21 protein-coding genes are annotated in these 21,570 nt (G+C 64.0%); 15 read left to right on the top strand and 6 right to left on the bottom strand.

The window, feature by feature from the left end:
• Positions 1-142: 142 nt before the first annotated feature.
• Positions 143-559, top strand: coding sequence for a Cu(I)-responsive transcriptional regulator (cueR, locus tag NKI46_RS11950; RefSeq protein ID WP_023672853.1), 417 nt, complete (start codon positions 143-145; stop codon positions 557-559).
• Between the two features lie 381 nt (positions 560-940).
• Here cueR and NKI46_RS11945 read toward each other — a convergent pair whose 3' ends face one another.
• The gene (locus NKI46_RS11945) at positions 941-1,261 is read right to left on the bottom strand and encodes a hypothetical protein (RefSeq protein ID WP_352746343.1); all 321 of its coding nucleotides are present in this window, start codon (positions 1,259-1,261) and stop codon (positions 941-943) included.
• A 169-nt stretch (positions 1,262-1,430) separates the two neighbouring features.
• Here NKI46_RS11945 and NKI46_RS11940 point away from each other — a divergent pair, with 169 nt between their 5' ends.
• Together NKI46_RS11940 and NKI46_RS11935 are read left to right on the top strand one after the other, a co-directional pair.
• Positions 1,431-2,078, top strand: coding sequence for a hypothetical protein (locus NKI46_RS11940; protein WP_352746340.1), 648 nt, complete (start codon positions 1,431-1,433; stop codon positions 2,076-2,078).
• Positions 2,079-2,415: 337 nt separating this feature from the next.
• A complete protein-coding gene (locus tag NKI46_RS11935; protein WP_023732523.1) occupies positions 2,416-2,916 on the top strand; it encodes an MmcB family DNA repair protein in 501 nt (166 codons plus the stop codon).
• Positions 2,917-2,969: 53 nt separating this feature from the next.
• Here NKI46_RS11935 and nhaA read toward each other — a convergent pair whose 3' ends face one another.
• The 5 genes from nhaA to NKI46_RS11910 all read right to left on the bottom strand — a co-directional run bounded on the left by nhaA (position 2,970) and on the right by NKI46_RS11910 (position 9,931).
• On the bottom strand, positions 2,970-4,157 hold the full coding sequence (gene nhaA / locus NKI46_RS11930; RefSeq protein ID WP_023732524.1) for a Na+/H+ antiporter NhaA: 1,188 nt from the start codon (positions 4,155-4,157) through the stop codon (positions 2,970-2,972).
• 371 nt (positions 4,158-4,528) lie between these two features.
• Positions 4,529-5,092: an ActR/PrrA/RegA family redox response regulator transcription factor gene (locus NKI46_RS11925; RefSeq protein WP_023672848.1), complete on the bottom strand. Its 564-nt coding sequence runs from the start codon at positions 5,090-5,092 to the stop codon at positions 4,529-4,531.
• Between the two features lie 86 nt (positions 5,093-5,178).
• Positions 5,179-6,504, bottom strand: coding sequence for an ActS/PrrB/RegB family redox-sensitive histidine kinase (locus tag NKI46_RS11920; protein ID WP_023703121.1), 1,326 nt, complete (start codon positions 6,502-6,504; stop codon positions 5,179-5,181).
• A 32-nt stretch (positions 6,505-6,536) separates the two neighbouring features.
• Positions 6,537-8,999: an ATP-dependent helicase HrpB gene (hrpB, locus tag NKI46_RS11915; RefSeq protein ID WP_352746337.1), complete on the bottom strand. Its 2,463-nt coding sequence runs from the start codon at positions 8,997-8,999 to the stop codon at positions 6,537-6,539.
• Between the two features lie 41 nt (positions 9,000-9,040).
• Entirely contained in the window at positions 9,041-9,931 is an 891-nt protein-coding gene (locus tag NKI46_RS11910; protein WP_023684199.1) for a DMT family transporter, read from the bottom strand.
• Positions 9,932-9,957: 26 nt separating this feature from the next.
• On the opposite strand from NKI46_RS11910, the gene NKI46_RS11905 reads away from it, so the two are divergent.
• From NKI46_RS11905 to ptsP, 12 genes are all read left to right on the top strand, one after another.
• On the top strand, positions 9,958-10,656 hold the full coding sequence (locus tag NKI46_RS11905) for a PIG-L deacetylase family protein (RefSeq protein ID WP_023738113.1): 699 nt from the start codon (positions 9,958-9,960) through the stop codon (positions 10,654-10,656).
• Between the two features lie 253 nt (positions 10,657-10,909).
• On the top strand, positions 10,910-12,241 hold the full coding sequence (locus NKI46_RS11900; RefSeq protein ID WP_023738112.1) for an ABC transporter substrate-binding protein: 1,332 nt from the start codon (positions 10,910-10,912) through the stop codon (positions 12,239-12,241).
• Between the two features lie 230 nt (positions 12,242-12,471).
• Complete coding sequence (locus NKI46_RS11895) at positions 12,472-13,419, top strand: carbohydrate ABC transporter permease (protein ID WP_031198535.1); 948 nt, start codon at positions 12,472-12,474, stop codon at positions 13,417-13,419.
• Positions 13,416-14,366: a carbohydrate ABC transporter permease gene (locus NKI46_RS11890; RefSeq protein ID WP_023694180.1), complete on the top strand. Its 951-nt coding sequence runs from the start codon at positions 13,416-13,418 to the stop codon at positions 14,364-14,366. Before NKI46_RS11895 ends, NKI46_RS11890 begins: the two co-directional genes overlap by 4 nt.
• 214 nt (positions 14,367-14,580) lie before the next feature.
• Positions 14,581-14,784, top strand: coding sequence for a hypothetical protein (locus NKI46_RS11885; protein ID WP_023668776.1), 204 nt, complete (start codon positions 14,581-14,583; stop codon positions 14,782-14,784).
• A gap of 2 nt (positions 14,785-14,786) precedes the next feature.
• On the top strand, positions 14,787-15,899 hold the full coding sequence (locus tag NKI46_RS11880; RefSeq protein WP_352459265.1) for an ABC transporter ATP-binding protein: 1,113 nt from the start codon (positions 14,787-14,789) through the stop codon (positions 15,897-15,899).
• On the top strand, positions 15,892-16,905 hold the full coding sequence (locus tag NKI46_RS11875) for an ABC transporter ATP-binding protein (RefSeq protein WP_023738110.1): 1,014 nt from the start codon (positions 15,892-15,894) through the stop codon (positions 16,903-16,905). Before NKI46_RS11880 ends, NKI46_RS11875 begins: the two co-directional genes overlap by 8 nt.
• Before the next feature lie 60 nt (positions 16,906-16,965).
• Positions 16,966-18,609 (top strand): dihydroxyacetone kinase subunit DhaK, encoded by a 1,644-nt coding sequence (locus NKI46_RS11870; RefSeq protein ID WP_352459266.1) that lies wholly within the window; start codon positions 16,966-16,968, stop codon positions 18,607-18,609.
• A gap of 70 nt (positions 18,610-18,679) precedes the next feature.
• A complete protein-coding gene (gene dhaL / locus NKI46_RS11865; protein ID WP_352459267.1) occupies positions 18,680-19,282 on the top strand; it encodes a dihydroxyacetone kinase subunit DhaL in 603 nt (200 codons plus the stop codon).
• Positions 19,279-19,668, top strand: coding sequence for a dihydroxyacetone kinase phosphoryl donor subunit DhaM (gene dhaM, locus NKI46_RS11860; RefSeq protein ID WP_023690004.1), 390 nt, complete (start codon positions 19,279-19,281; stop codon positions 19,666-19,668). Before dhaL ends, dhaM begins: the two co-directional genes overlap by 4 nt.
• A gap of 21 nt (positions 19,669-19,689) precedes the next feature.
• Positions 19,690-19,992, top strand: a complete 303-nt coding sequence (locus tag NKI46_RS11855; protein ID WP_023738107.1) for an HPr family phosphocarrier protein — start codon at positions 19,690-19,692, stop codon at positions 19,990-19,992.
• The gene (ptsP, locus tag NKI46_RS11850; RefSeq protein ID WP_023738106.1) at positions 19,976-21,562 is read left to right on the top strand and encodes a phosphoenolpyruvate--protein phosphotransferase; all 1,587 of its coding nucleotides are present in this window, start codon (positions 19,976-19,978) and stop codon (positions 21,560-21,562) included. The genes NKI46_RS11855 and ptsP overlap by 17 nt, the downstream gene beginning before the upstream one ends.
• Positions 21,563-21,570 lie beyond the last annotated feature (8 nt).

Here is a 21,570-nt window from a genome sequence, read left to right as displayed (position 1 = left end):
GATGCCTATATGCAGGAGCTTACGTGCCGGTAAGCCGTCAACTATGGCATTTCGGCAACAGGACTCACGGGATTGTGAAGGAAAAACAATGGGCGGCCCTGTCGGATAGCCTAGAATCAGGGAACCACATCGAGGAATCACAATGAATGTAGGCGATGCCGCGGCGCGGTCCGGCCTGCCGGCCAAGACCATCCGCTACTATGAAGAGATCGGCCTGATCGCGCCGGCGCGCGCCGGCAATGGCTATCGCGATTATTCCAGCGACGACATCCATCGGCTGGCCTTCCTGCGCCGTGCCCGCAACCTCGGCTTTTCAATCGACGATTGCCGCCAGCTGATGGCGCTCTACCGGGACCGCAGCCGCGCCAGCCACGATGTGCGCGAGATCGCCGCCGCCCATGTCAGCGCCATCGAGGAAAAAGTGCGCGAGCTGCAGTCGATGCGCACGACCTTGCAGACGCTGATCCAGGCCTGCCATGGTGACGACCGGCCGGATTGCCCGATTTTGGATGACATTGCGGGGGCTGCGCAGGCCGCAGACAGGCGGGCCACGGTTTGAAGCACGGGCGCCGGGATAGACTGGGCGCCGGACGCGCAGGAAAAACCTCCAAAGGTCTATATCTCATTTGGCTAAAATTACGGAACGTCCAATGGACAAGAACGGAACCAAAGCGGTTACATCAGACCTTCGCGCTCACGACGTAAGACTTTAGTCCGGCCGATTTATAGCTAAGAACGGAAGTCGATCGGCACGACATAGGGCCGCTGCGGATCAATACCAGACTGCACCCAGACTAATATGGTGCGATCGCGGAAGACGCTCGGACCAAGCCGTCACCCAGGTTTGTCAACCGAATAATCGTCTGATGAGGCGCGCGGATGCTGGGGTCAAAATCCGAAAGCGACCGCCACCTTCAGACCGAACGAGTAAGAAGCAGACCTAGCTTGAGGTAGGTTCAAACTCTTCTCTGACTTCCTTCCAGAGCAAAAACTTGAATGGCCACGCTCTTAGATAGGGGATCAGCTTCTCTCGCGGCAGAGCCGCAAAAAGAAGGGTGGTCAGAACTGAAAACATACAGGACAGAAACGCCACAAAAGCTATCGGCATCATCAATACCGCAGTGAAGCCACCGACAATATGCGGCCAAGTACCCTTCTCAGCTACGATTCCCGCGCTAGCAAGAAGGCCAATCCCCAGCAAGATTAGGCCTATCGTGCCCAACGATACGAGCAACGCGGTGAGTACGGTTCTCCGCTTCATGCTTTGCCTCCCCCAGTAGCTTATCTCCAGCATAGCGGGGATCAATCGGCAGGGCGCGTTGGTAAAGTAGATAATCGCCCTGCGAAAGGGGATTGTATATTTCGCGCACCCAAACCACGAATCGACATAAACGTGATATCGTTCCGTCTGGGCTTGGGAGGAATTATGCATGCCTTCACCGATGGCTTTTTGTCCGGTCCACGGGCTTTTTCAAGCGCTTGGTGCGATACAGATATCTGGCGGGGCCAGCGTGAGGATAACCAATAGTATGGTGAGCTGTCCGCGATGCGGGCGCGATTCAGAGATACTGCCGGGCACGTACACAGAATCAAACAACCAGCTTAAGTATTTGCTTGATCCTAGCATCTCACCTGAAGCGCTTAAGGCCCTACTTGATATCGCGGAGCGGTTACAACGAAGCGAGATTACGCCTCAAGAGGCAGTGCAGCAGGCGGCTCAAATCGATCCCGCATTTGGTGGATTGATCGCGAAGATGTTCACCTTTGGTCTGCCCACGATTGCATTGCTCGTTTCATTGATTAGCCTTCATCTCCAGCGCGAAGACGGCAAGGAAACGACACAGTTCTATCAGCAAGCTATTGAGGCGCTTACCCGGCAAGTGGAGGCGGTTGAAAATATCTCAAAAGAGGTAGAGCGCGGCAACCGTGTTAAGTCCAAAGGCGATCGACCAGCCAAGGTAGAAGCCGCCAAGAAACTTGTTACAGTCAAACCACCTTCCAAGCGCCGCCATAACGTCAACGACGAGCGCAGGCGCAAGCTTATTGAACATCGTAAGGACTTTCCTCGTGGGCGTTGAGTCGCATTCTCCGCGATGATTAATATGGCGGAGAGTGCGCCAAGCGAAGGCAGGGACGCTTCGGCGGTGGCATAAGCGGCCGGACCCCGCTCAGTGCGGGACCTCAGGACCTTCTCGGCCATCCCCTTCTCAAAAACGCGAAGAAGGCACCGATCAAAGATTCGATCCAACGCAGGATTGTCCGCAGTACTTCCCGTGGCGTCTTGCCCATGACGTGACATGCGTCTCAGATTACTAATCGTAACAGGATTATATTCCTATCTGGCCGAGCTTGTCAATCGGATTTTTGCCCAAGCATGGGTTCAAACCGTGAACAAAATCTGGCATGGTGGCTGCCATGCCGATCATTTCACCGATTCCCCTCAATCCTCTCATCGACGGCCGCCAGTCCGAACGCGCCATGCTGGTGCGGCGCGGCGTGCAGAGGCTGTTGATGCAAATGGGCATGCATGTGCTGCCCGAACTGTCGCTGGCCACCGGGCGGCGCGCCGACCTTGTGGCGCTGACCCGGCAGGGCGATATCTGGATCATCGAGGTCAAATCCTCGATCGAGGATTTCCGCGTCGACCGCAAATGGCCTGACTACCGGCTGCACTCCGACCGCTTCTTCTTCGCCACCCATCCGGGCGTGCCATCGGATATCTTCCCCGAGGAATGCGGCTTCATCCTCTCCGACGGCTACGGCGCCGAGATTCTGCGCGATGCGCCCGAGCACCGGATGGCGGCGGCAACGCGCAAGGCGCTGATGCTGCGCATCGCACGGGCGGGTGCGGCGCGGCTGCTGGCGGCGGAACTGGCGGGTGTGGCGGTGCCGGCGCTGGCGGGAGAGAGCGAGTAGACGAAGCTCAAGTTCCTCGCCCCGCTTTGCGGGGGCGAGGAACCCAAGAACACCTACTCCACCACCTCCTCCACCCCTGCCGCCGGCGCCATCAGGAGCACGGCGGCACCCAGCAGCGCTGCAACGAAGGACCCCGCCAGGATGCCGACCTTGACGGCGTCCTGCAGCGCCATGTCGTTGGCGAAGGCGAGCAGGCCGATGAACAGGCTCATGGTGAAGCCGATGCCGCAGAGCAGCGAAATGCCGATCATGTGCAGCCAGCCGGCATTGACCGGCAGGTCGGCGAAGCCGAGCCGGATCGCCAGCGCCGAGGAGCCGAAGACGCCGGCCAGCTTGCCCAGCACCAGGCCGGCGGCAACGCCGAGCGTCAGCGGCTCGACCAGGGCAGAGGCGCTGAGGCCGGCCAGCGACACGCCGGCATTGGCAAAGCCGAAAATCGGGATGACGAAGAACGGCACGATCTTGTGCAGGCCGTGCTCCAACCGGTGCAGCGGCGAATGGTCGAGATCGTGCCCGCTGCCGGGAGAAGTTTTCAGCGGAATGGTGAGCGCCAGCGCCACGCCGGCCAGCGTCGCATGCACACCCGATTTCAGCACGAGCACCCACAGCACGGCGCCGAGCACGAGGTAAGGCGTCAGCCTCGTCACCCGCATGCGGTTGAGCACGATGAGCACCGCGATGACGGCGAAGGCCGCACCGAGATAGGCCAGCGACAGGCCGCTTGTGTAGAAGATGGCGATGATGATGACGGCGCCGAGATCGTCGATGATGGCGAGCGCGGTGAGAAATATCTTGAGCGACGCCGGCACGCGGTTGCCGAGCAGCGACAGTACGCCGAGCGCAAAGGCGATATCGGTGGCGGTCGGGATCGCCCAACCGGAGAGCGCGGCGGCGTTGTTGCGGTTGATGGCGACATAGACCAGCGCGGGAACCAGCATGCCGCCGGCGGCGGCGACGCCCGGCAGCACGCGGCGCGGCCAGGTCGAGAGCTGACCGTCGAGCATCTCGCGCTTGATCTCGAGGCCGACCAGCAGGAAGAATACCGCCATCAGCCCATCATTGATCCAGTGCGACACGCTGAGCGGGCCGAGATAGGCGTGGAGAGCGGCGAAATAGGTTTCGGCCAATGGTGAATTGGCGACGATCAGCGCAAGGGCTGCCGCAACCATCAGGATGATGCCGCCCGCCGCCTCGCCATCGAGGAATTCGCGAAGGATGGATTTCGGCTGCTTGTCGCGCATCTGTGCTCCGTTGCCGGGTTTTCCGGCGGCGTTATTGCCGATGATGGGCAAAGGTCGATGGCACGGCAAGCGCAACTGTTTCCAGCGTTGGCGCCGCCCCTCATTGTCCTGCCGGACGTTCGTTATTCGAAAAGCCAAGCAGTTGGCTTTTCGTCCGCTTCGCGGACCATTCCTCAACTCCCCGCATAGCGACGGGGAGAAAGAGGCAGCTTCAGCCTAGCCGTCGTCTCCTGCAACGCCGGCGATTGGCGAAACCGGCGATGAGAGCGCCCCTCTCCCCCGTCTCTATACGGGGAGAGGATGCCGGCAGGCAGGTGAGGGGCAGCGCTAAGGTTCGGCAATTGGCGGCCGGCGCCGCCGGCGCGTGAACCTCAGCGTGGTGCGCGCTTGGCGAGTATGCGCTGCAGCGTGCGGCGATGCATGTTGAGCCGGCGCGCGGTTTCCGACACGTTGCGGTCGCACATTTCGTAGACGCGCTGGATGTGTTCCCAGCGCACGCGGTCGGCCGACATCGGATTTTCCGGGGGGGCGGCGCGCTCGCCGGCGGTGCGGGTGAGCGCTGCAAACACGTCGTCGGCGTCAGCCGGCTTCGACAGATAGTCGATGGCGCCGAGCTTCACCGCGGTCACCGCGGTGGCGATGTTGCCGTAGCCGGTGAGGATGACGGTGCGGGCATCGTCGCGCTTCTCGCGGATGGCGGCGACGACGTCGAGGCCGTTGCCGTCGCCAAGCCGCATGTCGACCACCGCATAGGCCGGCGGGTGGGCGCGCGCCTTGGCCACTGCCTCCTCGACGCTCTCGGCCGTCTCGACCACGAAACCCCTGGTTTCCATGGCGCGGGCCAGCCGCGTCAGGAACGGCTTGTCGTCGTCAACGATGAGCAGCGAGGTGTCCTCGCCTTCGACCATTGCGCCAATTGCTTCTTCGCCAGTCATTATCTTAAAAAATCCTGCTGCCTTAATTTTACGCAGATATAGTTCCTGAACGCCATTGTCCAATTTTGCCGCCTCCGCCAAGGCTTTTACGCGGTGTCGAACATCGAGATCCCCACCGATTCCGGGTTAAGGAAGACGGTGCGGGGCCACGATATCTGCACGATGGCGCCCTCGCCCAGCCCGCTCGAATTGCGGAAATCGAGCGTGGCGCCGGAGCGTTCGAGCAAGGTCTTGGCGATGAACAGCCCGAGGCCCAGGCCACCGCCGGCTTCGTTGCCCTGGCGCGTCGACATATAGGGCTCGCCGATGCGGTCGATGATTTCGGGGGGAAAGCCCGGCCCGTCATCGATGATCGAGAAGGTGACGTCGAGTTCGTCCCAACTCCATCGCACCGTCACACTGTTGCGGGCGAAGTCGACGGCGTTCTCGACGAGATTGCCGAGGCCGTAGATGACCCCGGGGTTGCGTCGTCCCACCGGTTCGGGGCCGACGCGCTCGCCCGGCCGAAGCTTGATCGAGATGCCGAAATCGCGGTGCGGCGCCGTCACCTCCTCGACCAGCGAGGTCAGCGGCAGACGGGACAGATGCGCCTCGCCCTCGGAGGACAGGCTGGTCAGCCGCTTCAGGATCTCGCGGCAGCGCTCGCTCTGCGACCGCAACAGCTTCACATCCTCACCATATTTAAGATCGTTGCCCAGCGCCTTCTCCATTTCCTTGGAGACAAGGGCGATGGTGGCGAGCGGCGTGCCGAGCTCGTGCGCGGCGGCGGCGGCGAGCCCATCCAGCGCCGACAGATGCTGTTCGCGTTGCAACACCAGTTCGGTGGCGGCAAGCGCATTGGCGAGCAGGCGGGCTTCCTCGGCGACGCGGAAGGCATAGATGGCGGTGAAGGCGATCGAGGAAAACACCGCCATCCATATGCCGGCGACATAGATGAATGGCATGGGCAGCGGCGCGCCCTCATACCATGGCAGCGGCTGGTGGAAGAAGACCAGCAACGTGGCCGCCGCCATGACCAGCGCGCCGAGCACCGCAGTTAGCCGCAGCGGCAGCGACGCCGCCGAGATGACGACGGGCACGGTCATCAGCACCGAGAACGGGTTGGTGAGGCCGCCGGTCAAATAGAGCAGGCCGGCAAGCTGCAGGCTGTCGAAGGTTAGGATGAAAAAGGCTGAGAACGGGGTCAGCCGGTGCGCTGCCGGATAGCGGAAGGTCAGCACCAGGTTGAGCCAGGCCGAGCAGGCGACCAGCGCGAAGCAGAGGCTGACCGGCAGCGGGAATTTGAGCCCATAGGCGACGACCAGCACCGCCAGGCTCTGGCCGACGATGGCCAGCCAGCGCAGCCGGATCAGCGTGTTGAGGCGCAGCCGCTGGCTTTGCTGGAAGTCTGGCGCGTGCACGATGTTGATCATGGCCAAGGATTATAGCCGGGAAAGGACGAGCGCTAGGTCCCTCGCGGTTTGGCGCGGGCGGTGGCCGCAGCGAGCAGCGGATTTTCCGGCCAGACATGGCGGGGATAGCGGCCGCGCATGTCGGTGCGCACATCGGCCCAGGAGCCGCGCCAGAAGCCGGGCAAGTCACGCGTCGTCTGGATCGGCCGGTGCGCCGGCGACAACAGCTCAAGCGTTAGCGGCACGGTGCCGTTGGCGATTGCCGGATGGCGGTCAAGGCCGAACAGTTCCTGCACGCGGATCGCCAGCACCGGCCATTCGCCGTCATAGCGGATCGGCACATGGCTGCCGGACGGCGCGTCGAAATGGGTCGGCGCCAGTGTGCCGATCTTGCGCTGCAAATCATGCGGCACCAGCGCCATCAGGCCTGACGACAGCACGCCGGGTTCGATGGCGGCGAAGGACGCCTTGCCCGACAGGAACGGCAGCAGCCAGTCGTCGAGGCGTTCGAGCAGGGCGGCTTCCGAAACATCGGGCCAAGGCGCGCCGAGGCCGCGATGCAGCCAGCCAAGCCGTTGGCGCAGCGTCTCGCCGTCCTTGCCCCATTCCAGCAGCGACAGGCCGTGCTCGCGCAAGGCATCCAGGATGGCGCGGTCGGCGTCTGTTCCAGTTGGTGCGGGCAGCATGCGCTCCGACAAAGTGATGGCGCCGAGCCTGGCGGTCTCGCGCACGCGCACCGTGCGCCGCTCGCGGTCGAAGCTTGTCTCGCGGCGAGTCTCGATCCTGTCGGAGAGTGCGGCGCGGATGTCGGCCTCGTCGACGGCTGCCGCCGCCGTGATGCGGGCATTTTGCGCCTTGCCTTGCAGATCGGCGACGACCAGCCAGGTCTCACCGGCCAGCGGATCGGCGGCGTCGAGCATGGCGCCGGAGCCGTTGGCGAGCACGAAACGCCCGCGCTCGCCGCGCGCTCTGGCGACACGGTCCGGCCAGGCGTGGATGAGGAGAAGACCGGCAGAAGCGGTTTCGCTGCTCTTGGCGCCGCCCGCCTGCTTCGCCAATCGCCCGGCAAGCTGCCTTGCCGCAACGGCGCGCGGTGACTTTTCCGTGCGGAAGCGCATCAGGCGCCGTTCGAGGTCGGCGCCGTCGCCGCCAAGGCCACGCTCGGTGAGCAGGACGGCTAGCATCGCAGCTTCGAGCGCGTGGCCGCCGCCAGCGGCTTCAGCGACCATGTGTGCGAGCCGCACGGGCAGCGCCAGCTTGCGCATCGCGCCGCCTGCCTCCGTCAGCCGTCCGGCCGCGTCGATGGCGTGCAGCGCCGTGAGCAGCGCCCGCGCCTCGTTAAGCGCGGGAATGGGCGGCGGATCGAGGAAGGAGAGACTTGCGGGATCGGCGACGCCGAAGGCGGCGCAATCGAGCAGCAACCCGGACAGATCGGCTTCCAGAATCTCGGGCGGGGTGAACGCGGGAAGGGCCGCCGTCTGCTCGGCCCGCCACAGCCGAATGGCGACACCTGGCTGCGTGCGTCCGGCGCGACCGGCGCGTTGATCGGCCGACGCCCTGGAAACACGCACCGTCTCCAGCCGGGTCAGGCCGCTCGCCGGCTCGTAGCGCGGCAGCCGCGACAGGCCGGAATCGATGACGACGCGCACGCCGTCGATGGTAATCGAGGTCTCGGCGATCGACGTCGCCAGCACCACCTTGCGGCGACCGGGCGGCGCCGGCTTGATCGCGGCGTCCTGCGCCGTGTTGTCGAGCTGGCCGTAGAGCGGCACGATGTCGGTGTCGGCGCCGAGGCGGCCCTGCAGCCGCTCGGCGGTGCGCTCGATCTCGCGCTGGCCGGGCAGGAAGGCGAGCACGCTGCCGCTCTCCTCGGCAAGGGTGGAGCGGATAGCCTTGGCCATGGCGTCTTCGACGGGAACGCCGGCCGGCCGTTCGTCGTATCTGACATCGACGGGGAACGCACGGCCTTGGCTTTCGATCACCGGGGCGCCGGACAGGAGTTTCGCGACGCGCGCGCCATCGAGCGTTGCCGACATCACCAGCAGCCGCAAATCCGGCCGCAGCGCGCCCTGCACGTCGAGCGCCAGCGCCAGGCCGAAATCGCCGTCGAGCGAGCGCTCGTGGAATTCGTCGAAAATCACCGCCGAGACGCCGGGCAACTCCGGATCGTCGAGGATCATGCGCGCCAGCACGCCTTCGGTAACGACGAGAATTCTGGTCCGTGCCGACGTGCGGTTTTCCATGCGCAGGGCATAGCCGACGGTGGCGCCGGGCTCTTCGCCAAGCAATTCCGCCATGCGGCGGGCGGCGGCGCGGGCGGCGAGGCGGCGCGGTTCGAGCAGGACGATCTTGCCGGCGACCAGCCAGGGCGCATCGAGCAGCGCCAGCGGCACCAGCGTCGTCTTGCCGGCGCCGGGCGGCGCCACCAGGACGGCGCTGTTGCCGGAGCCGAGCGCCTGGCTCAGGGCCGGCAGCACGGCGGATACCGGAAGCTCCGGCAAGGATCTCGTCGTCATTGCGTCCGCATATCAGCGGTCACTATGGCCATGCAACCGGATCAAAGCCTCGTGCGCGCAAACGGGTTCCAGCGCACCGTGCCCAGCCGCACCTCCTCGCGCACCATGGTGAGCAGGCCGGACGCGCCAACGACGGCCAAGCCGACCAGCGATATCCAGTCCGGATACTCCTGGAAGAACAACGCACCGAGGATCACCGCCCAGACGATCTGCGAATAATGCGTCGGCGCGATGCGGTTGGCCGGTGCGTGTTTGGCGGCCAGCAGCTGCAGCAATTGGCCGCCGGCGGTAAAGGCGCCGCCCAGCACCAGCCACAGCAGCTGCATGGCGTTGGGGAGGGTGAACGATGTGGCGATGGTGCCGGCCCCGTTGAACAGCAGCCCGTAACCGATGAGCACGCCGAGCATGGTGGTGCGCTTTTCCTGCTGGGCGAGCGACCGCATCAGGATGACGCTCGCCGCGGCAAGGAAGGCCACCGTGAAGGCGGCAAGGTGTCCGAGATGCAACTCGCGAAAACCTGGCCGCACCACCAGCATGACACCTGCAAAGCCGGCAACCACCGCCAGCCAGCGCCATGGACCGACCTTTTCTTTCAGGATGACGGTCGAGAGAATGGTAACGCAAAGCGGCGCCAGGAAGATCAGTGCATAGGTCTCGGCCAGCGGAATGGTGGTGAAGGCGTAGACGCTGAGCACGCCCGAGGCGATGCCGGCCCAGGCGCGGGCCTGCACCGCCCATGGCCGCCCGGTGCGCCAGAAGTCGCGCCAGCGCTCATCGACTGGGCGGCTGAAAAACAGGAAGCAGCCGGCAAACAGCGTGATGAAGAAGCCGATCTCGAAGACGGTGAACTGTCCGCCAAGGCTCTTGATAACGGCATCGCTGCACGAATAGCTTGCATAGGCGATGAGGGCGAGCAGGATTCCGTTCGTCACGTTTTTCCATTTCCGGGGAGAGTGCAGTGAAGGTATTGGCGCTCGGCGCGCATCCCGACGACATCGAGATATTCATGTTCGGTACGCTGGCTGCCTATGCCACGCAAGGCGCAGAACTGACTTTTGCCGTGGCCACGGATGGCGCCAAGGGCGGCATGGGCGACCCGAGCGTTCTGGCTCGTGTCCGCCGCGACGAGGCGGCGACCGCTGCGGCGCTGCTCGGCGCAACCCTTCGCTTTCTCGACTTTCCCGACGGCGAACTGGTGGCCGATGCGGCACTGATCGCTTCGCTGAAAGCGCTGATACGCGAGACAGCGGCGAATCTGGTGATCACGCATGCCCCCAACGACTATCACGCCGACCATCGCGCTTTGTCTGACGGCGTGCGCATCGCGGCATCCTTCACCGCTCCGGTGCTGCATGCCGACACGATGGGCGGCACTGGATTCTCACCGACGCATTATGTCGACATTTCCGCCCACGCCGATATCAAGACGCGGGCGATCCGCGCGCACCAGTCGCAGTGGCCGGAGCAATATGTCGACAGAGCGCGCGTCCAGAATGAGTTTCGCGCCGGGCAATGCAACAGCGTTCCCGGCTCTCTGGCCGAGGCCTTCCGATTCGAGCCGACATTTCCCTTCGCCGACATCCGCGCGCTGCTGCCGCCCGCGCCCCCTGTCCGGCCGGTGACGCCGCAGACGAAAATTGTAGGCGACCCCGGGTAGCAACTTCCGGGCGAGCCGTCCGGCAATCATTTCCCAACGATTTCAATCGCCGTTTCGCCATGTTGCGGCGCAGCGACGAATTCGCTTGCCTTGTTTAGTAAAAATTGCATCACTAAACAAATTACTAAACATCTGCGGCGCACCGCGCCGCCCTAGCGACGCATAGCGCGCCGTGTTTAGCCCCTCGGAGGAGCGAGGGTTAAGGGGTTCTTGAAACGGCCATCCGGGCGCGTTTCGCAAATGGGAGGAAGACATGAAATCGAGCTCGAAACTGGCGTTGGGGCTGGCCTCGGCGATTACCGCGTCGACAGCCGTCTCGAACGCGGCGCACGCTGAAGACCTGACGCTTTGCTGGGCCGCCTGGGATCCGGCAAACGCGCTGGTCGAACTGTCCAAGGATTTTACCAAGGAAACCGGCATCGGCATGAAATTCGAATTCGTGCCGTGGACCAACTATGCCGACCGCTTCCTCAACGAGCTCAACTCGCACGGCAAACTGTGCGACCTGATCATCGGCGACAGCCAGTGGATCGGCGGCTCGGCCGAGAACGGCCACTACGTCAAGCTGAACGACTTCTTCGACAAGGAGAAGATCAGCATGGACGACTTCGTGCCGGCAACAGTCGTCGGCTATTCCGAATGGCCGAAGAACACGCCGAATTACTGGGCGCTGCCGGCCATGGGCGACGTCGTCGGCTGGACCTACCGCAAGGATTGGTTCTCCAAGCCGGAGCTGCAGAAGGAATTCAAGGAAAAATTTGGCTGGGATCTCGGCCCGCCGACCACCTTCGACCAACTGAAGCAGGTCGCCGAGTTCTTCCAGAAGCGCGAGATAGACGGCAAGACCGTCTATGGCGCCTCTATCTACACCGAGCGCGGCTCGGAGGGCATCACCATGGGCGCCATGGACGTGCTCTACAGCTTCGGCTTCCAGTATGAAAACCCGAAGAAGCCCTACGAGATGGAAGGCTTCGTCAATTCGCCAGACGCGGTCAAAGGCCTGGAGTTCTACAAGTCGCTCTACGATTGCTGCACGCCTCCGGGTGCCTCGAACAGCTATATGGGCGAAGGCGTCGACGCCTTCAAATCCGGTCAGGTGGCCATGCACATGAACTTCGCCTTCACCTGGCCCGGCCTGCAGAAGGACGAGAATGTCGGCGGCGACAAGATCGGCTACTTCGTCAATCCGAAGGGTCCCGGCGGCGCCCAGTTCGCGCAGCTCGGCGGCCAGGGCATTTCGGTGGTGTCCTATTCAGACAAGCAGGAATCGGCGCTGAAATACATCAAGTGGTTCGCCAACAAGGATGTGCAGGCCAAATGGTGGTCGCTCGGCGGCTATTCCTGCCTGAACGCGGTGGTCAAGGACCCGGCCTTCCCGTCCAGCCAGCCTTATGCGCAGACCTTCCTCGACTCGATGGCGATCGTGAAGGACTTCTGGGCCGAGCCGAGCTACGCACCGCTGCTGCAGGCGTCGCAGAAGCGCTTCCACGACTATGTCGTAGCCGGCCAGGGTTCGGCCAAGGACGCGCTTGACGGCCTGGTCAAGGACTGGACGCAAGTGTTCCAGGACGACGGCAAGATGTAACCGGACCAACGGCTCCTCCCGAGCCTGACCCCAGAGGCGGATGATTTTCAGGCCGAATCGACCAGAAATCATCCGCCTCGGGCTAAAAAGAGAGAGAGAGCATGATGTCGTCCGAAAACCGCTTCACACTTTTCGGCTTCATGCTCTTGGTCCCGTGCCGCCCTTGGCACGGGACGCAGTTCAGATAAATTCCAGTGTCGAGACTTGACGTGACCGAAGCAGGACTCACCATGCTCAATCGGACTGCGGAGAACGTTGCCCGGGCGACCCCGGAGCCGTTGGCCCGCAAGGTCCGGGGGATCAGCGACAAGGGCCTCGCCTGGCTGTTCATCTCGCCGACGATCCTGTTGCTCTTGGCCATCAACATCTTCCCGCTGTTCTGGGCGATCTACCTGTCCTTCACCAACTTCCGCGCGAACCGCCCGAACGAGGTGGTGAAAAACCTCGGCTTCGCCAACTACCAGCGCATCCTCGGCGACCAGGACATCTGGATCGCCATGCAGACGACGGCGCATTTCGTGTTCTGGACGATCCTGCTGCAGACGCTGATCGGTTTCACGCTGGCATGGCTGATCGACAGGAAGTTTCGCGGCCACGCCTTCTGGACGACCATCATCCTGGTGCCGATGATGCTGTCGCCGGCGGTGGTCGGCAATTTCTGGCGTTTCCTCTACGAGCCGCAGATCGGCCTGTTCGCCTACGCCATCTCGTTCGTCACCCGGATACCACCGACCGACATCCAGATGCTGTCCAACGTGTCGCTGGCGCCGTGGTCGATCATCATCGTCGACACCTGGATGTGGACGCCCTATGTCATGCTGATCTGTCTCGCCGGCCTGCGCTCCATCCCCGAATACATCTATGAAGCCGCCGAGGTCGACCGCGCGTCCAACTGGCGGCAGTTCTGGTCGATCACGCTGCCCATGGCGCTGCCCTTCATCATGCTGGCGGTGCTGTTTCGCGGCATCGAGAACTTCAAGATGTTCGACATGGTCAACCTGCTGACCGGTGGCGGGCCGGGCTCGACCACCGAGGTCGCCTCGATCACGCTGAAGCGGCAGGCCTTCGAGAGCTGGCGCACCGGATATTCCTCGGCCTTCGCCATCATCCTGTTCGTCGCGGTGTTTGGGCTGGCCAACATCTACGTCAAGGCGCTGAACAAGGTGAAGCAGAGATGAGCCTGACCACCGCCCACTCCGTCGTCGCCCCCTCGGCCAATTCGAAGCGGATCGCCGGCACGATCATCGTGCTCTACGCGCTGATCTCGATCGTGCCGCTGCTGTGGATCTTCGCCACCAGCTTCAAGACGCCGCCGGATTCGATCGCCTATCCGCCCAAGATTCTGTTCCAGCCGAGCATCGAGGGCTATTGCAACCTGTTCACGACGCGCACCAGGCAAACGCCCGACTACATCAACTCGCTCGGACCCGCGACCGGTTTCTGCGACGAGACCTCGCGCAAGCGCAACATGGTGATTGCCGGCCCGTCCAATTTCCTGCCGCGCTTCGTCAATTCGCTGATAATCGCCTTCGGCTCGACCTTCTGCGCGGTCTTCCTCGGCACGCTGTCTGCCTATGGTTTCTCGCGCTTCAAGGTGCCGCTGGCCGACGACCTTCTGTTCTTCATCCTGTCGACGCGCTTCATGCCGCCGATCGCGGTCGCGATTCCCATCTACCTGATGTACCGCGAGCTCGGCCTGTCCGACACCGCGCTGGGCATGATCCTGCTCTACACCGCGGTCAACGTGTCACTCGCGGTGTGGCTGCTGAAAGGCTTCATCGACGAGATCCCGCGCGAGTATGAGGAAGCGGCGATGATCGACGGCTATACCAGGCTGCAGGCCTTCTGGCGCACCGTGCTGCCGCAGGCGACCACCGGCATCGCCGCGACCGCCATCTTCTGCCTGATCTTTGCCTGGAACGAATATGCATTCGCGGCCCTGCTGACCTCCGGCACGGCGCAGACCGCACCGCCCTTCATCCCGACCATTATCGGTGAAGGCGGCCAGGACTGGCCGGCGGTGGCGGCGGGCACGACGATCTTCCTGGTGCCGATCCTGGTCTTCACCATCCTGCTACGCAAGCAGTTGCTGCGCGGCATCACTTTCGGCGCGGTTCGCAAATGAGTGGTGTGTCAAGTCGACCCCCACTCCGTCGCGCTTCGCAGGCCACCAATCCCCCGCGCGCCGGGGGTTAGGCAGGGCCCGAACTTCATTCAGGCAGGCTGCCTTCCTCTCCCTCCGGAGGGGGGAGAGGTGGCGCTGCGAAGCAGCGACGGAGTGGGGGAACCACCTGGCAACCGTCTCGCCCCGTTGCCGGGCAGAAGGAAGGCAGCTACGCATGACGCGCCCAGCCATCTCCAAAAAGTCATCCTGGCCTCGCTGGGCTCGCCGCGGCCTGATGGAAAACATCGCCACGACGCTGATCGCCATTGGATTCCTGATGCTGTTCCAGCCCTTCGCGCTGGCGCTCTACACCTACTCCTTCATCACCATGCTCGCCGGCACAGTGATGTTCATCATCGTCTCGAAATTCCCGGAATAATCATGGCCGAAATCCGCGTCCAACATTTGAGAAAGGCCTTCGGCGATTTCGTCGCCGTGCAGGATTCCAGCTTCGTCGTCGAGGATGGCGAGTTCTTCGTCATGCTTGGCCCGTCGGGCTGCGGCAAGACGACGACGCTGCGCATGATCGCCGGGCTGGAACTGCCGACGGGCGGCCAGATCCTGCTCGGCGGCGAGGATGTCACCATGCGCCGGGCGCGCGAACGCGACATCGCCTTCGTCTTCCAGCTTTTCGCGCTCTATCCGCATATGAATGTGCGCAAGAACATCGGCTTCCCGCTTCTCGCGCAAGGAATGCCGTCGGCCGAAATCCGCCAACGGGTCGACGAGACGGCCAAGCTTTTGCGCATCGACCACCTGCTCAACAAATCGGTCTCAGGGCTTGCCGGCGGCGACCGCCAGCGGGTCGCGCTCGGCCGTGCCATCGTGCGGCGGCCAAAGTGTTTTCTGATGGACGAGCCGCTCGGCACGCTCGACACCGAATTCCGCGATCTGATGGTGCATGAGCTGCGCGAGCTGCACAACCGCATCCACGCCACCACCGTCTATGTCACGCACGACCAGATGGAAGCGATGTCGATGGCCGACAAGATCGCCGTCATGAACCATGGCGTCATCGAACAGTTCGGCAGCCCGCGCGAAATCTACGACCGCCCGGCAACCATGTTCGTCGCCGACTTCATCGGCTCGCCGCCGATGAATTTCCTGGGCTTCGGTGGCGGGCTGGCGAAGGGGGCGAAGGAAATCGTCGTCCAGGGCGCCAAGGTGGCGGTGCCGGAAGTGCGCGAGGAAATTGCGCCCGCCGACATGGCGCTCGGCATCCGTCCCGAGCACATCCGTTTCGACGATGCGTCGAAACTGCGCGGCACCATCTACGGCACCGAATATCTCGGCACGACGCAGATCGTGGCGGTGGAGACGGCGGACGGCATCATCAAGGCGCGGGTGCCGGCCGAAATCCGGCTCGCTGCCGGCGATCATGTCGGGCTGACGTTGAACAGCGCGCGGCTGTCGCTGTTCGACAAGGGCTCGGGTCGGGCGGTGCGCACCGCGATCCACGATACCGCCTCTCAAGGGAGAGCGCAGCATGGCTGACGTGCACATCAAGGGCGTGACCAAAAGCTTCGGCGACCATGTCGCCGTCGATGGCCTCGACCTTAACATCGCCGATGGCGAATTCGTCGTGCTGCTCGGCCCGACCGGCGCCGGCAAGACGACGACGCTGAGATTGATCGCCGGACTGGAGCGGCCGGATGGCGGCACGATCCATATTGGCGGCCACGATGCGACGACGCTGTCGCCGGCCGAGCGCGACACCGCCTTCGTGTTCCAGCAATATTCGCTCTACCCGCATCTGTCGGTCTACGACAACCTCGCCTTCCCGCTGCGTTCGCCAGCGCGGAAAGTACCGGAGGACCAGATTCGCCGCCGCGTCGAAGAGGTGGCGAAGATGGTGCGCATCCACCACAAGCTGAACAACCGCTCGACCAAGCTTTCGGGTGGCGAAATGCAGCGCGTCGCCATTGGGCGCGCGCTGGTGCGCAAGCCGTCGATCTATTTGATGGACGAGCCGCTGTCGTCGCTCGACGCCAAATTGCGCGCCGATCTCAGGCTCGAACTCAAGCGCATCCAAGCCGAGCTCGGCGCCACCATGCTCTATGTCACGCACGACCAGATCGAGGCGATGACCATGGCGGACCGCATCGGCATCCTCAACAATGGCGTGCTGGTGCAGATCGGCACGCCGCGCACCATCTATTCGGAGCCGGCCAACCTTCATGTCGCGGCCCGCCTCGGCCAGCCGGCGATCAACCTGCTGCCGGCCGGGCTGCTGCCTGATGGTGGGGCGCCGACCGGAACCAAGACCATCGGCGCGCGCACCGAGCATCTGTCGATCGAGAAGACCGCAAACGGCCATGCCGACGGCGTCGTCGACTGGGTCGAACATCTCGGGGACCAGAACCATCTGCATGTTACGGTCGGCCCAAAGAAACTGGTGACGCTCACCGACCCCGATACGGATCTGGCCGAGGGCGACAAAGTGGTGATCCGCTACCGCTCGCCGCTGTATTTCGGCGCCGACGGACAAAGGCTGATGTGAAGATTTCGGCGGTCTAGACGCCGGCTTCTGACTGACGATTGCGAATACGGGACGAACTCGATGAAGCACTTTTTCAACCGCAGGGAAACGATCGTCACCGAGGCGCTGGATGGCCTGTTGCGGACCATCGGTTCCGGCGATCTCGCGCGCCTCGACGGTTACCCCGAGATCAAGGTCGTGCTGCGCGCCGACTGGGACAAGGCGAAAGTTGCCGTCGTCTCCGGTGGCGGCGCCGGACACGAACCGTCCCATGCCGGCTTTGTGGGCAAGGGCATGCTGACGGCGGCGGTTTCGGGCGAGATCTTTGCCTCGCCCAGCGTCGAGGCGGTGCTGGCGGCCATCCGCGCGGTGACCGGCCCCGCCGGCTGCCTGCTGATCGTCAAGAACTACACCGGCGACCGGCTCAATTTCGGCCTGGCGGCCGAGAAAGCGCGCGCCGAAGGGTTTCGCGTCGAGATGGCGATCGTTGCCGACGACATCGCCCTGCCGGGTATCAACCAGCCGCGCGGCGTCGCCGGCACCTTGTTCGTGCACAAGATCGCCGGCCATCTGGCGGAGACCGGAAGCGACCTGTCAGCGATCGCGACAGCGGCTCGCGCGGTGGCAAAGGACATCATCTCGCTCGGCATGTCGCTGTCGTCCTGCTCTATCCCCGGCCAGCCACATGAAGAGCGGTTCGGCGAAAATGACGGCGAACTCGGCCTCGGCATCCATGGTGAGCCGGGCGTAGAGCGCATCGCAGTGCAAAGCGCCGACAAGCTTGTGGCGATCATGGCGGAGCGGCTTGCCGCGCGGCTTGACCCGAAAGCCAGCCATGCGCTGCTGATCAACAATCTCGGTTCGGTGCCGCCGCTCGAAATGTCGCTCATCGCCAATGCCGTGCTGGCCTCGCCGCTGGCCAAAACCGTCAAACTTGCGATCGGCCCCGGACCGCTGATGACGGCGCTCAACATGAACGGCTTTTCGCTGTCGCTGATCAAGCTCGACGCGGCGCGCGAGGCAGCCTTGCTGGCGCCTGTCGGCCCACATGCCTGGATGCCGGCCAAAACCGTCGTCGCGCCGGCTATCGTGCCTATGGCGAAAGCGGCTGGAAACAGCGCAGCCCAAAAGGCCAGTCAGGATCCCGGTACCAGGCGTTTGATCGTCACGGTCTGCGAACGGCTGATCGAGCTCGAAGAGACACTGAACGGGCTCGACGCCAAGGCGGGCGACGGCGATACCGGTTCGACGGTGGCGACCGGCGCGCGCAGCGTGCTGGAGAAGCTCGATACACTGCCGCTGGCCGACCCTGCCGCCACGCTCGCGGCTATAGGCGATAGTCTGGGCGTCGCAATGGGCGGCTCCTCAGGCGTCTTGCTGTCGATCTTCTTCACGGCAGCGGCTCAGGCTTCGAACGGCGGAGCAACCCTGTCCAAGGCGCTGCTTGCCGGGCTTGACCGCATGACTTTTTACGGTGGCGCCAAGGTCGGCGACCGCACCATGGTCGATGCCTTGGAGCCGGCGCTGAAGGCGCTCGATGCCAAGGGGCTGGATGCCGCGGCTACAGCGGCACGGCACGGCGCCGAGGCGACCGCTGCCATGGAGAAGGCGAAGGCCGGACGCTCCGCCTATGTTGGCACCAAATTGCAGGGCGTAGTCGACCCTGGCGCCCATGCCGTGGCCGAAGTGTTCGCGGCCGCCGCCGCGCTGCATGCAACGGCCTGACGGCATGCTTCGATTGTCGAATGAAAACTCTTGCGATACTGCCGGCAGGATCGAAACCGGGAATCTGGACATGGCAGCGTTCGACCTTGCCAGGCTGATCACCGCCGCCGCGGACACGATCGCCGCTCACTCGGAAGAGTTGACCGCGCTCGACCAGGCGATCGGCGATGGTGACCATGGGCTGAACATGAAGCGCGGCTTCGAGGCTATGCGCGCCGATGCCGGGGCGTTCGCTGCAAAGCCGCTGCCCGAGGCGCTGAAGGCGATCGGCACCAAGCTGGTGATGACGGTTGGCGGTGCGTCCGGGCCGCTGTTCGGTACATTGTTCCTGGCGCTGGGCAAGGAGATTTCAGGAGAGCCGGATCGCCCCAAGCTGACGGCTGCTTTCGGCAAGGCAATCGAGGCGGTGGCCGCTAGAGGCAAATCCCAGGTTGGTCAAAAGACCATGCTCGATGTGCTGCAACCCGTGCATGACGCATTGGTCAAAGGAAAGACGGCCATGGAAATCGCAGATGTCGCCGACGCGGCTGCCGAAGCGACCGTGCCGATGAAGGCAACACGCGGTCGCGCTTCATTCCTCGGCGACCGTTCTATCGGCCACATGGATGCCGGCGGACGCTCGGTCGCGCTGCTGGTGCGGACCGTCGCCGAAACCGTCGAGGTCGAAGCATGAGCAATGTCGGCATCGTCATCGTCTCGCATTCGCCGCTGGTTGCCGAAGGCACGGCCGACATGGTGCGGCAGATGGTGGGCGACGAAGTGCCGCTTGCATGGTGCGGCGGAAACGGCCATGGCGGGCTCGGCACCAGCGTCGAAGCGATCATGGGCGCCATCGACAAGGCGTGGTCGGAGGCGGGCGTCGCCATACTGGTCGATCTCGGCGGCGCCGAGACCAATTCGGAAATGGCGGTGGAAATGATCGGCGAGCCGCGGGCGCAGAAGATCGTCGTCTGCAACGCGCCGATCGTCGAAGGCGCGGTGATGGCTGCGACGGAGGCGTCCGGCGGGGCCTCACTGAAGGAAGTGGTGGCGACGGCGCATGAATTGTCGCCGTCGTGAGCGAACGGGAATTTTGAGCGCATGTCCGCATTTGCCGAGGCCGCCGTCCTGATCACCCACGAGGTAGGTCTGCACGCGCGCCCTTCGGTGAAGTTCACCAAGCTTGCCAAGAGCTTTGCCGCCGAGGTGGAGATTGCGCTTGCCGCCAACGGCCCATGGTTCGACGCCAAGAGCATCGTCAAGGTGATGGCGGCCAGGGCGCCGAAAGGCACCATGCTGCACATCCGGGCCACAGGCGACGGCGCCGATGATGCCGTGAGAGCGCTGGCCGAGCTGGTGCGACGCGGTTTCGACGAGGATGCGGGCCATGCCCGAACCGCTTAGGCTGCAAGGCATTTCGGCGTCGGCCGGCTATGCCGAGGGGCCGTTGTTCAACCTCGACAACGGCACCGCGCACTACACGGGCAAGGCGAGCGCCGCGGACGAGAAGGCCGCATTGGAAGCAGCTATCGCCAGCGCGACGGACCGGCTCGCGACCCTGATCGAAACCGCCGATGACGAGGCCGCCGGAATTCTCGAATTCCAGCTCGCCATGCTTGGGGACGAGGCACTGACCGGCCCGGCTTTTGCCGCGATCGCGTCCGGCATGCCGGCTGACATGGCCTGGCGACAGGCGCTGGACGCCGAGATCTCCGGCTACGAAACGTCAGACCAGGACTATTTCCGGGCTCGCGCCGCCGATATCAGCGATATCCGCGACCGCGTGCTGCGCGCCCTTACCGAGGAGCAGGAGAGGGCTCCACCAGCGGGCGCCATTCTCTATGGCGAGGACATCGCGCCGACGCGCTTTCTCGAGACCGACTGGAGCACCGGCGGCGGCATCGCGCTGAGGGCCGGCAGCGCCGCCAGCCACGTCGCCATGCTGGCGCGCTCGCGCGGTGTGCCGATGGTGGTGGGGCTTGGCGCTTCGCCGGCTAATCCCGTCGGTCTGGCTCTGCTCGATGCGGAGCATGGCGGTATCGTGGTTTCGCCGACGACGACCGAGATCGAAGCGTTCCACCGGTCCTCGTCCTCGTTTGTGGCACATCTAGACAAGGCCGGCGCCTATCTCGCGAAACCGGCGGTAACCCGGGCCGGCACGACGGTGCGCGTGCAGGTCAACATCGCCGATCCGTCCGAGGTCGATGGCATCGACATCTCGACCTGTGATGGCGTCGGGCTGATGCGCACCGAATTCCTGTTCGGCAAGGCGCCGCCGGACGAGGAGACGCAATACCAGGCCTATCGCAAGGTGCTGGAATGGGCAGGCGACAAGCCGGTGACCATCCGCACCGTCGATGCCGGCGGCGACAAGCCGGTGCCGGGCTTCACCGTCGAGGAGAGCAACCCGTTCCTCGGCCTGCGCGGCATCAGGCTGTCGCTGGCAAGGCCGGAGGTGTTTCGCGTACAGATCAGGGCGCTGCTGCGCGCGGCGGTGCACGGCAATCTGAAGGTGATGTTTCCGATGATCGCCGTCGCGGAGGAGTACCAACGCGCCGCCGCTCTGTTCGTGGAGGAGCAGGCCGGGCTTGCCGCGCGCGGCGTAGCGTACAAAATGCCGCCGCTCGGGATCATGGTCGAGGTGCCGTCGGTGGCGATCGCGCCGGAAGCGTTCGCCGATGTCGCCTTCTTCTCGATCGGTTCGAACGATCTGACCCAATATGTTATGGCCGCCGCCCGCGACAACGCTGCCGTGGCACACCTCAATTCGGTGCGTCATCCTGCCGTGCTGCGGTTGATCGCGGGGGTGACCGCGTTCGGCCTGCGCGCGAAAATCCCAGTCAGCCTGTGCGGCGATGCCGGCGGCGATCCGGCATCGATCCCGGCACTGCTCGAGGCCGGCCTGCGGGATCTCTCGGTGGCTCCCGCCCAACTCGCCATGGCCAAGGCGGCCATCTCAGATGTTTCGGTCTAGGGTGACTG

This window comes from Mesorhizobium sp. M0615, from assembly GCF_040320805.1.
Classification (GTDB): Bacteria; Pseudomonadota; Alphaproteobacteria; order Rhizobiales; family Rhizobiaceae; genus Mesorhizobium.
Note: the sequence above shows the minus strand (reverse complement) of the source record. Positions and strands in the feature narration are given on the sequence as shown.

Bases quoted from the DNA above. Each gene is read 5' to 3' on its own strand.
- cueR (WP_023672853.1), top strand. From the start codon at position 143: ATGAATGTAGGCGATGCCGCGGCGCGGTCCGGCCTGCCGGCCAAGACC.
- NKI46_RS11945 (WP_352746343.1), bottom strand. From the start codon at position 1,261: ATGAAGCGGAGAACCGTACTCACCGCGTTGCTCGTATCGTTGGGCACG.
- NKI46_RS11940 (WP_352746340.1), top strand. From the start codon at position 1,431: ATGCCTTCACCGATGGCTTTTTGTCCGGTCCACGGGCTTTTTCAAGCG.
- NKI46_RS11935 (WP_023732523.1), top strand. From the start codon at position 2,416: ATGCCGATCATTTCACCGATTCCCCTCAATCCTCTCATCGACGGCCGC.
- nhaA (WP_023732524.1), bottom strand. From the start codon at position 4,157: ATGCGCGACAAGCAGCCGAAATCCATCCTTCGCGAATTCCTCGATGGC.
- NKI46_RS11925 (WP_023672848.1), bottom strand. From the start codon at position 5,092: ATGACTGGCGAAGAAGCAATTGGCGCAATGGTCGAAGGCGAGGACACC.
- NKI46_RS11920 (WP_023703121.1), bottom strand. From the start codon at position 6,504: ATGATCAACATCGTGCACGCGCCAGACTTCCAGCAAAGCCAGCGGCTG.
- hrpB (WP_352746337.1), bottom strand. From the start codon at position 8,999: ATGACGACGAGATCCTTGCCGGAGCTTCCGGTATCCGCCGTGCTGCCG.
- NKI46_RS11900 (WP_023738112.1), top strand. From the start codon at position 10,910: ATGAAATCGAGCTCGAAACTGGCGTTGGGGCTGGCCTCGGCGATTACC.
- NKI46_RS11895 (WP_031198535.1), top strand. From the start codon at position 12,472: ATGCTCAATCGGACTGCGGAGAACGTTGCCCGGGCGACCCCGGAGCCG.
- NKI46_RS11890 (WP_023694180.1), top strand. From the start codon at position 13,416: ATGAGCCTGACCACCGCCCACTCCGTCGTCGCCCCCTCGGCCAATTCG.
- NKI46_RS11885 (WP_023668776.1), top strand. From the start codon at position 14,581: ATGACGCGCCCAGCCATCTCCAAAAAGTCATCCTGGCCTCGCTGGGCT.
- NKI46_RS11880 (WP_352459265.1), top strand. From the start codon at position 14,787: ATGGCCGAAATCCGCGTCCAACATTTGAGAAAGGCCTTCGGCGATTTC.
- NKI46_RS11875 (WP_023738110.1), top strand. From the start codon at position 15,892: ATGGCTGACGTGCACATCAAGGGCGTGACCAAAAGCTTCGGCGACCAT.
- NKI46_RS11870 (WP_352459266.1), top strand. From the start codon at position 16,966: ATGAAGCACTTTTTCAACCGCAGGGAAACGATCGTCACCGAGGCGCTG.
- dhaL (WP_352459267.1), top strand. From the start codon at position 18,680: ATGGCAGCGTTCGACCTTGCCAGGCTGATCACCGCCGCCGCGGACACG.
- dhaM (WP_023690004.1), top strand. From the start codon at position 19,279: ATGAGCAATGTCGGCATCGTCATCGTCTCGCATTCGCCGCTGGTTGCC.
- NKI46_RS11855 (WP_023738107.1), top strand. From the start codon at position 19,690: ATGTCCGCATTTGCCGAGGCCGCCGTCCTGATCACCCACGAGGTAGGT.
- ptsP (WP_023738106.1), top strand. From the start codon at position 19,976: ATGCCCGAACCGCTTAGGCTGCAAGGCATTTCGGCGTCGGCCGGCTAT.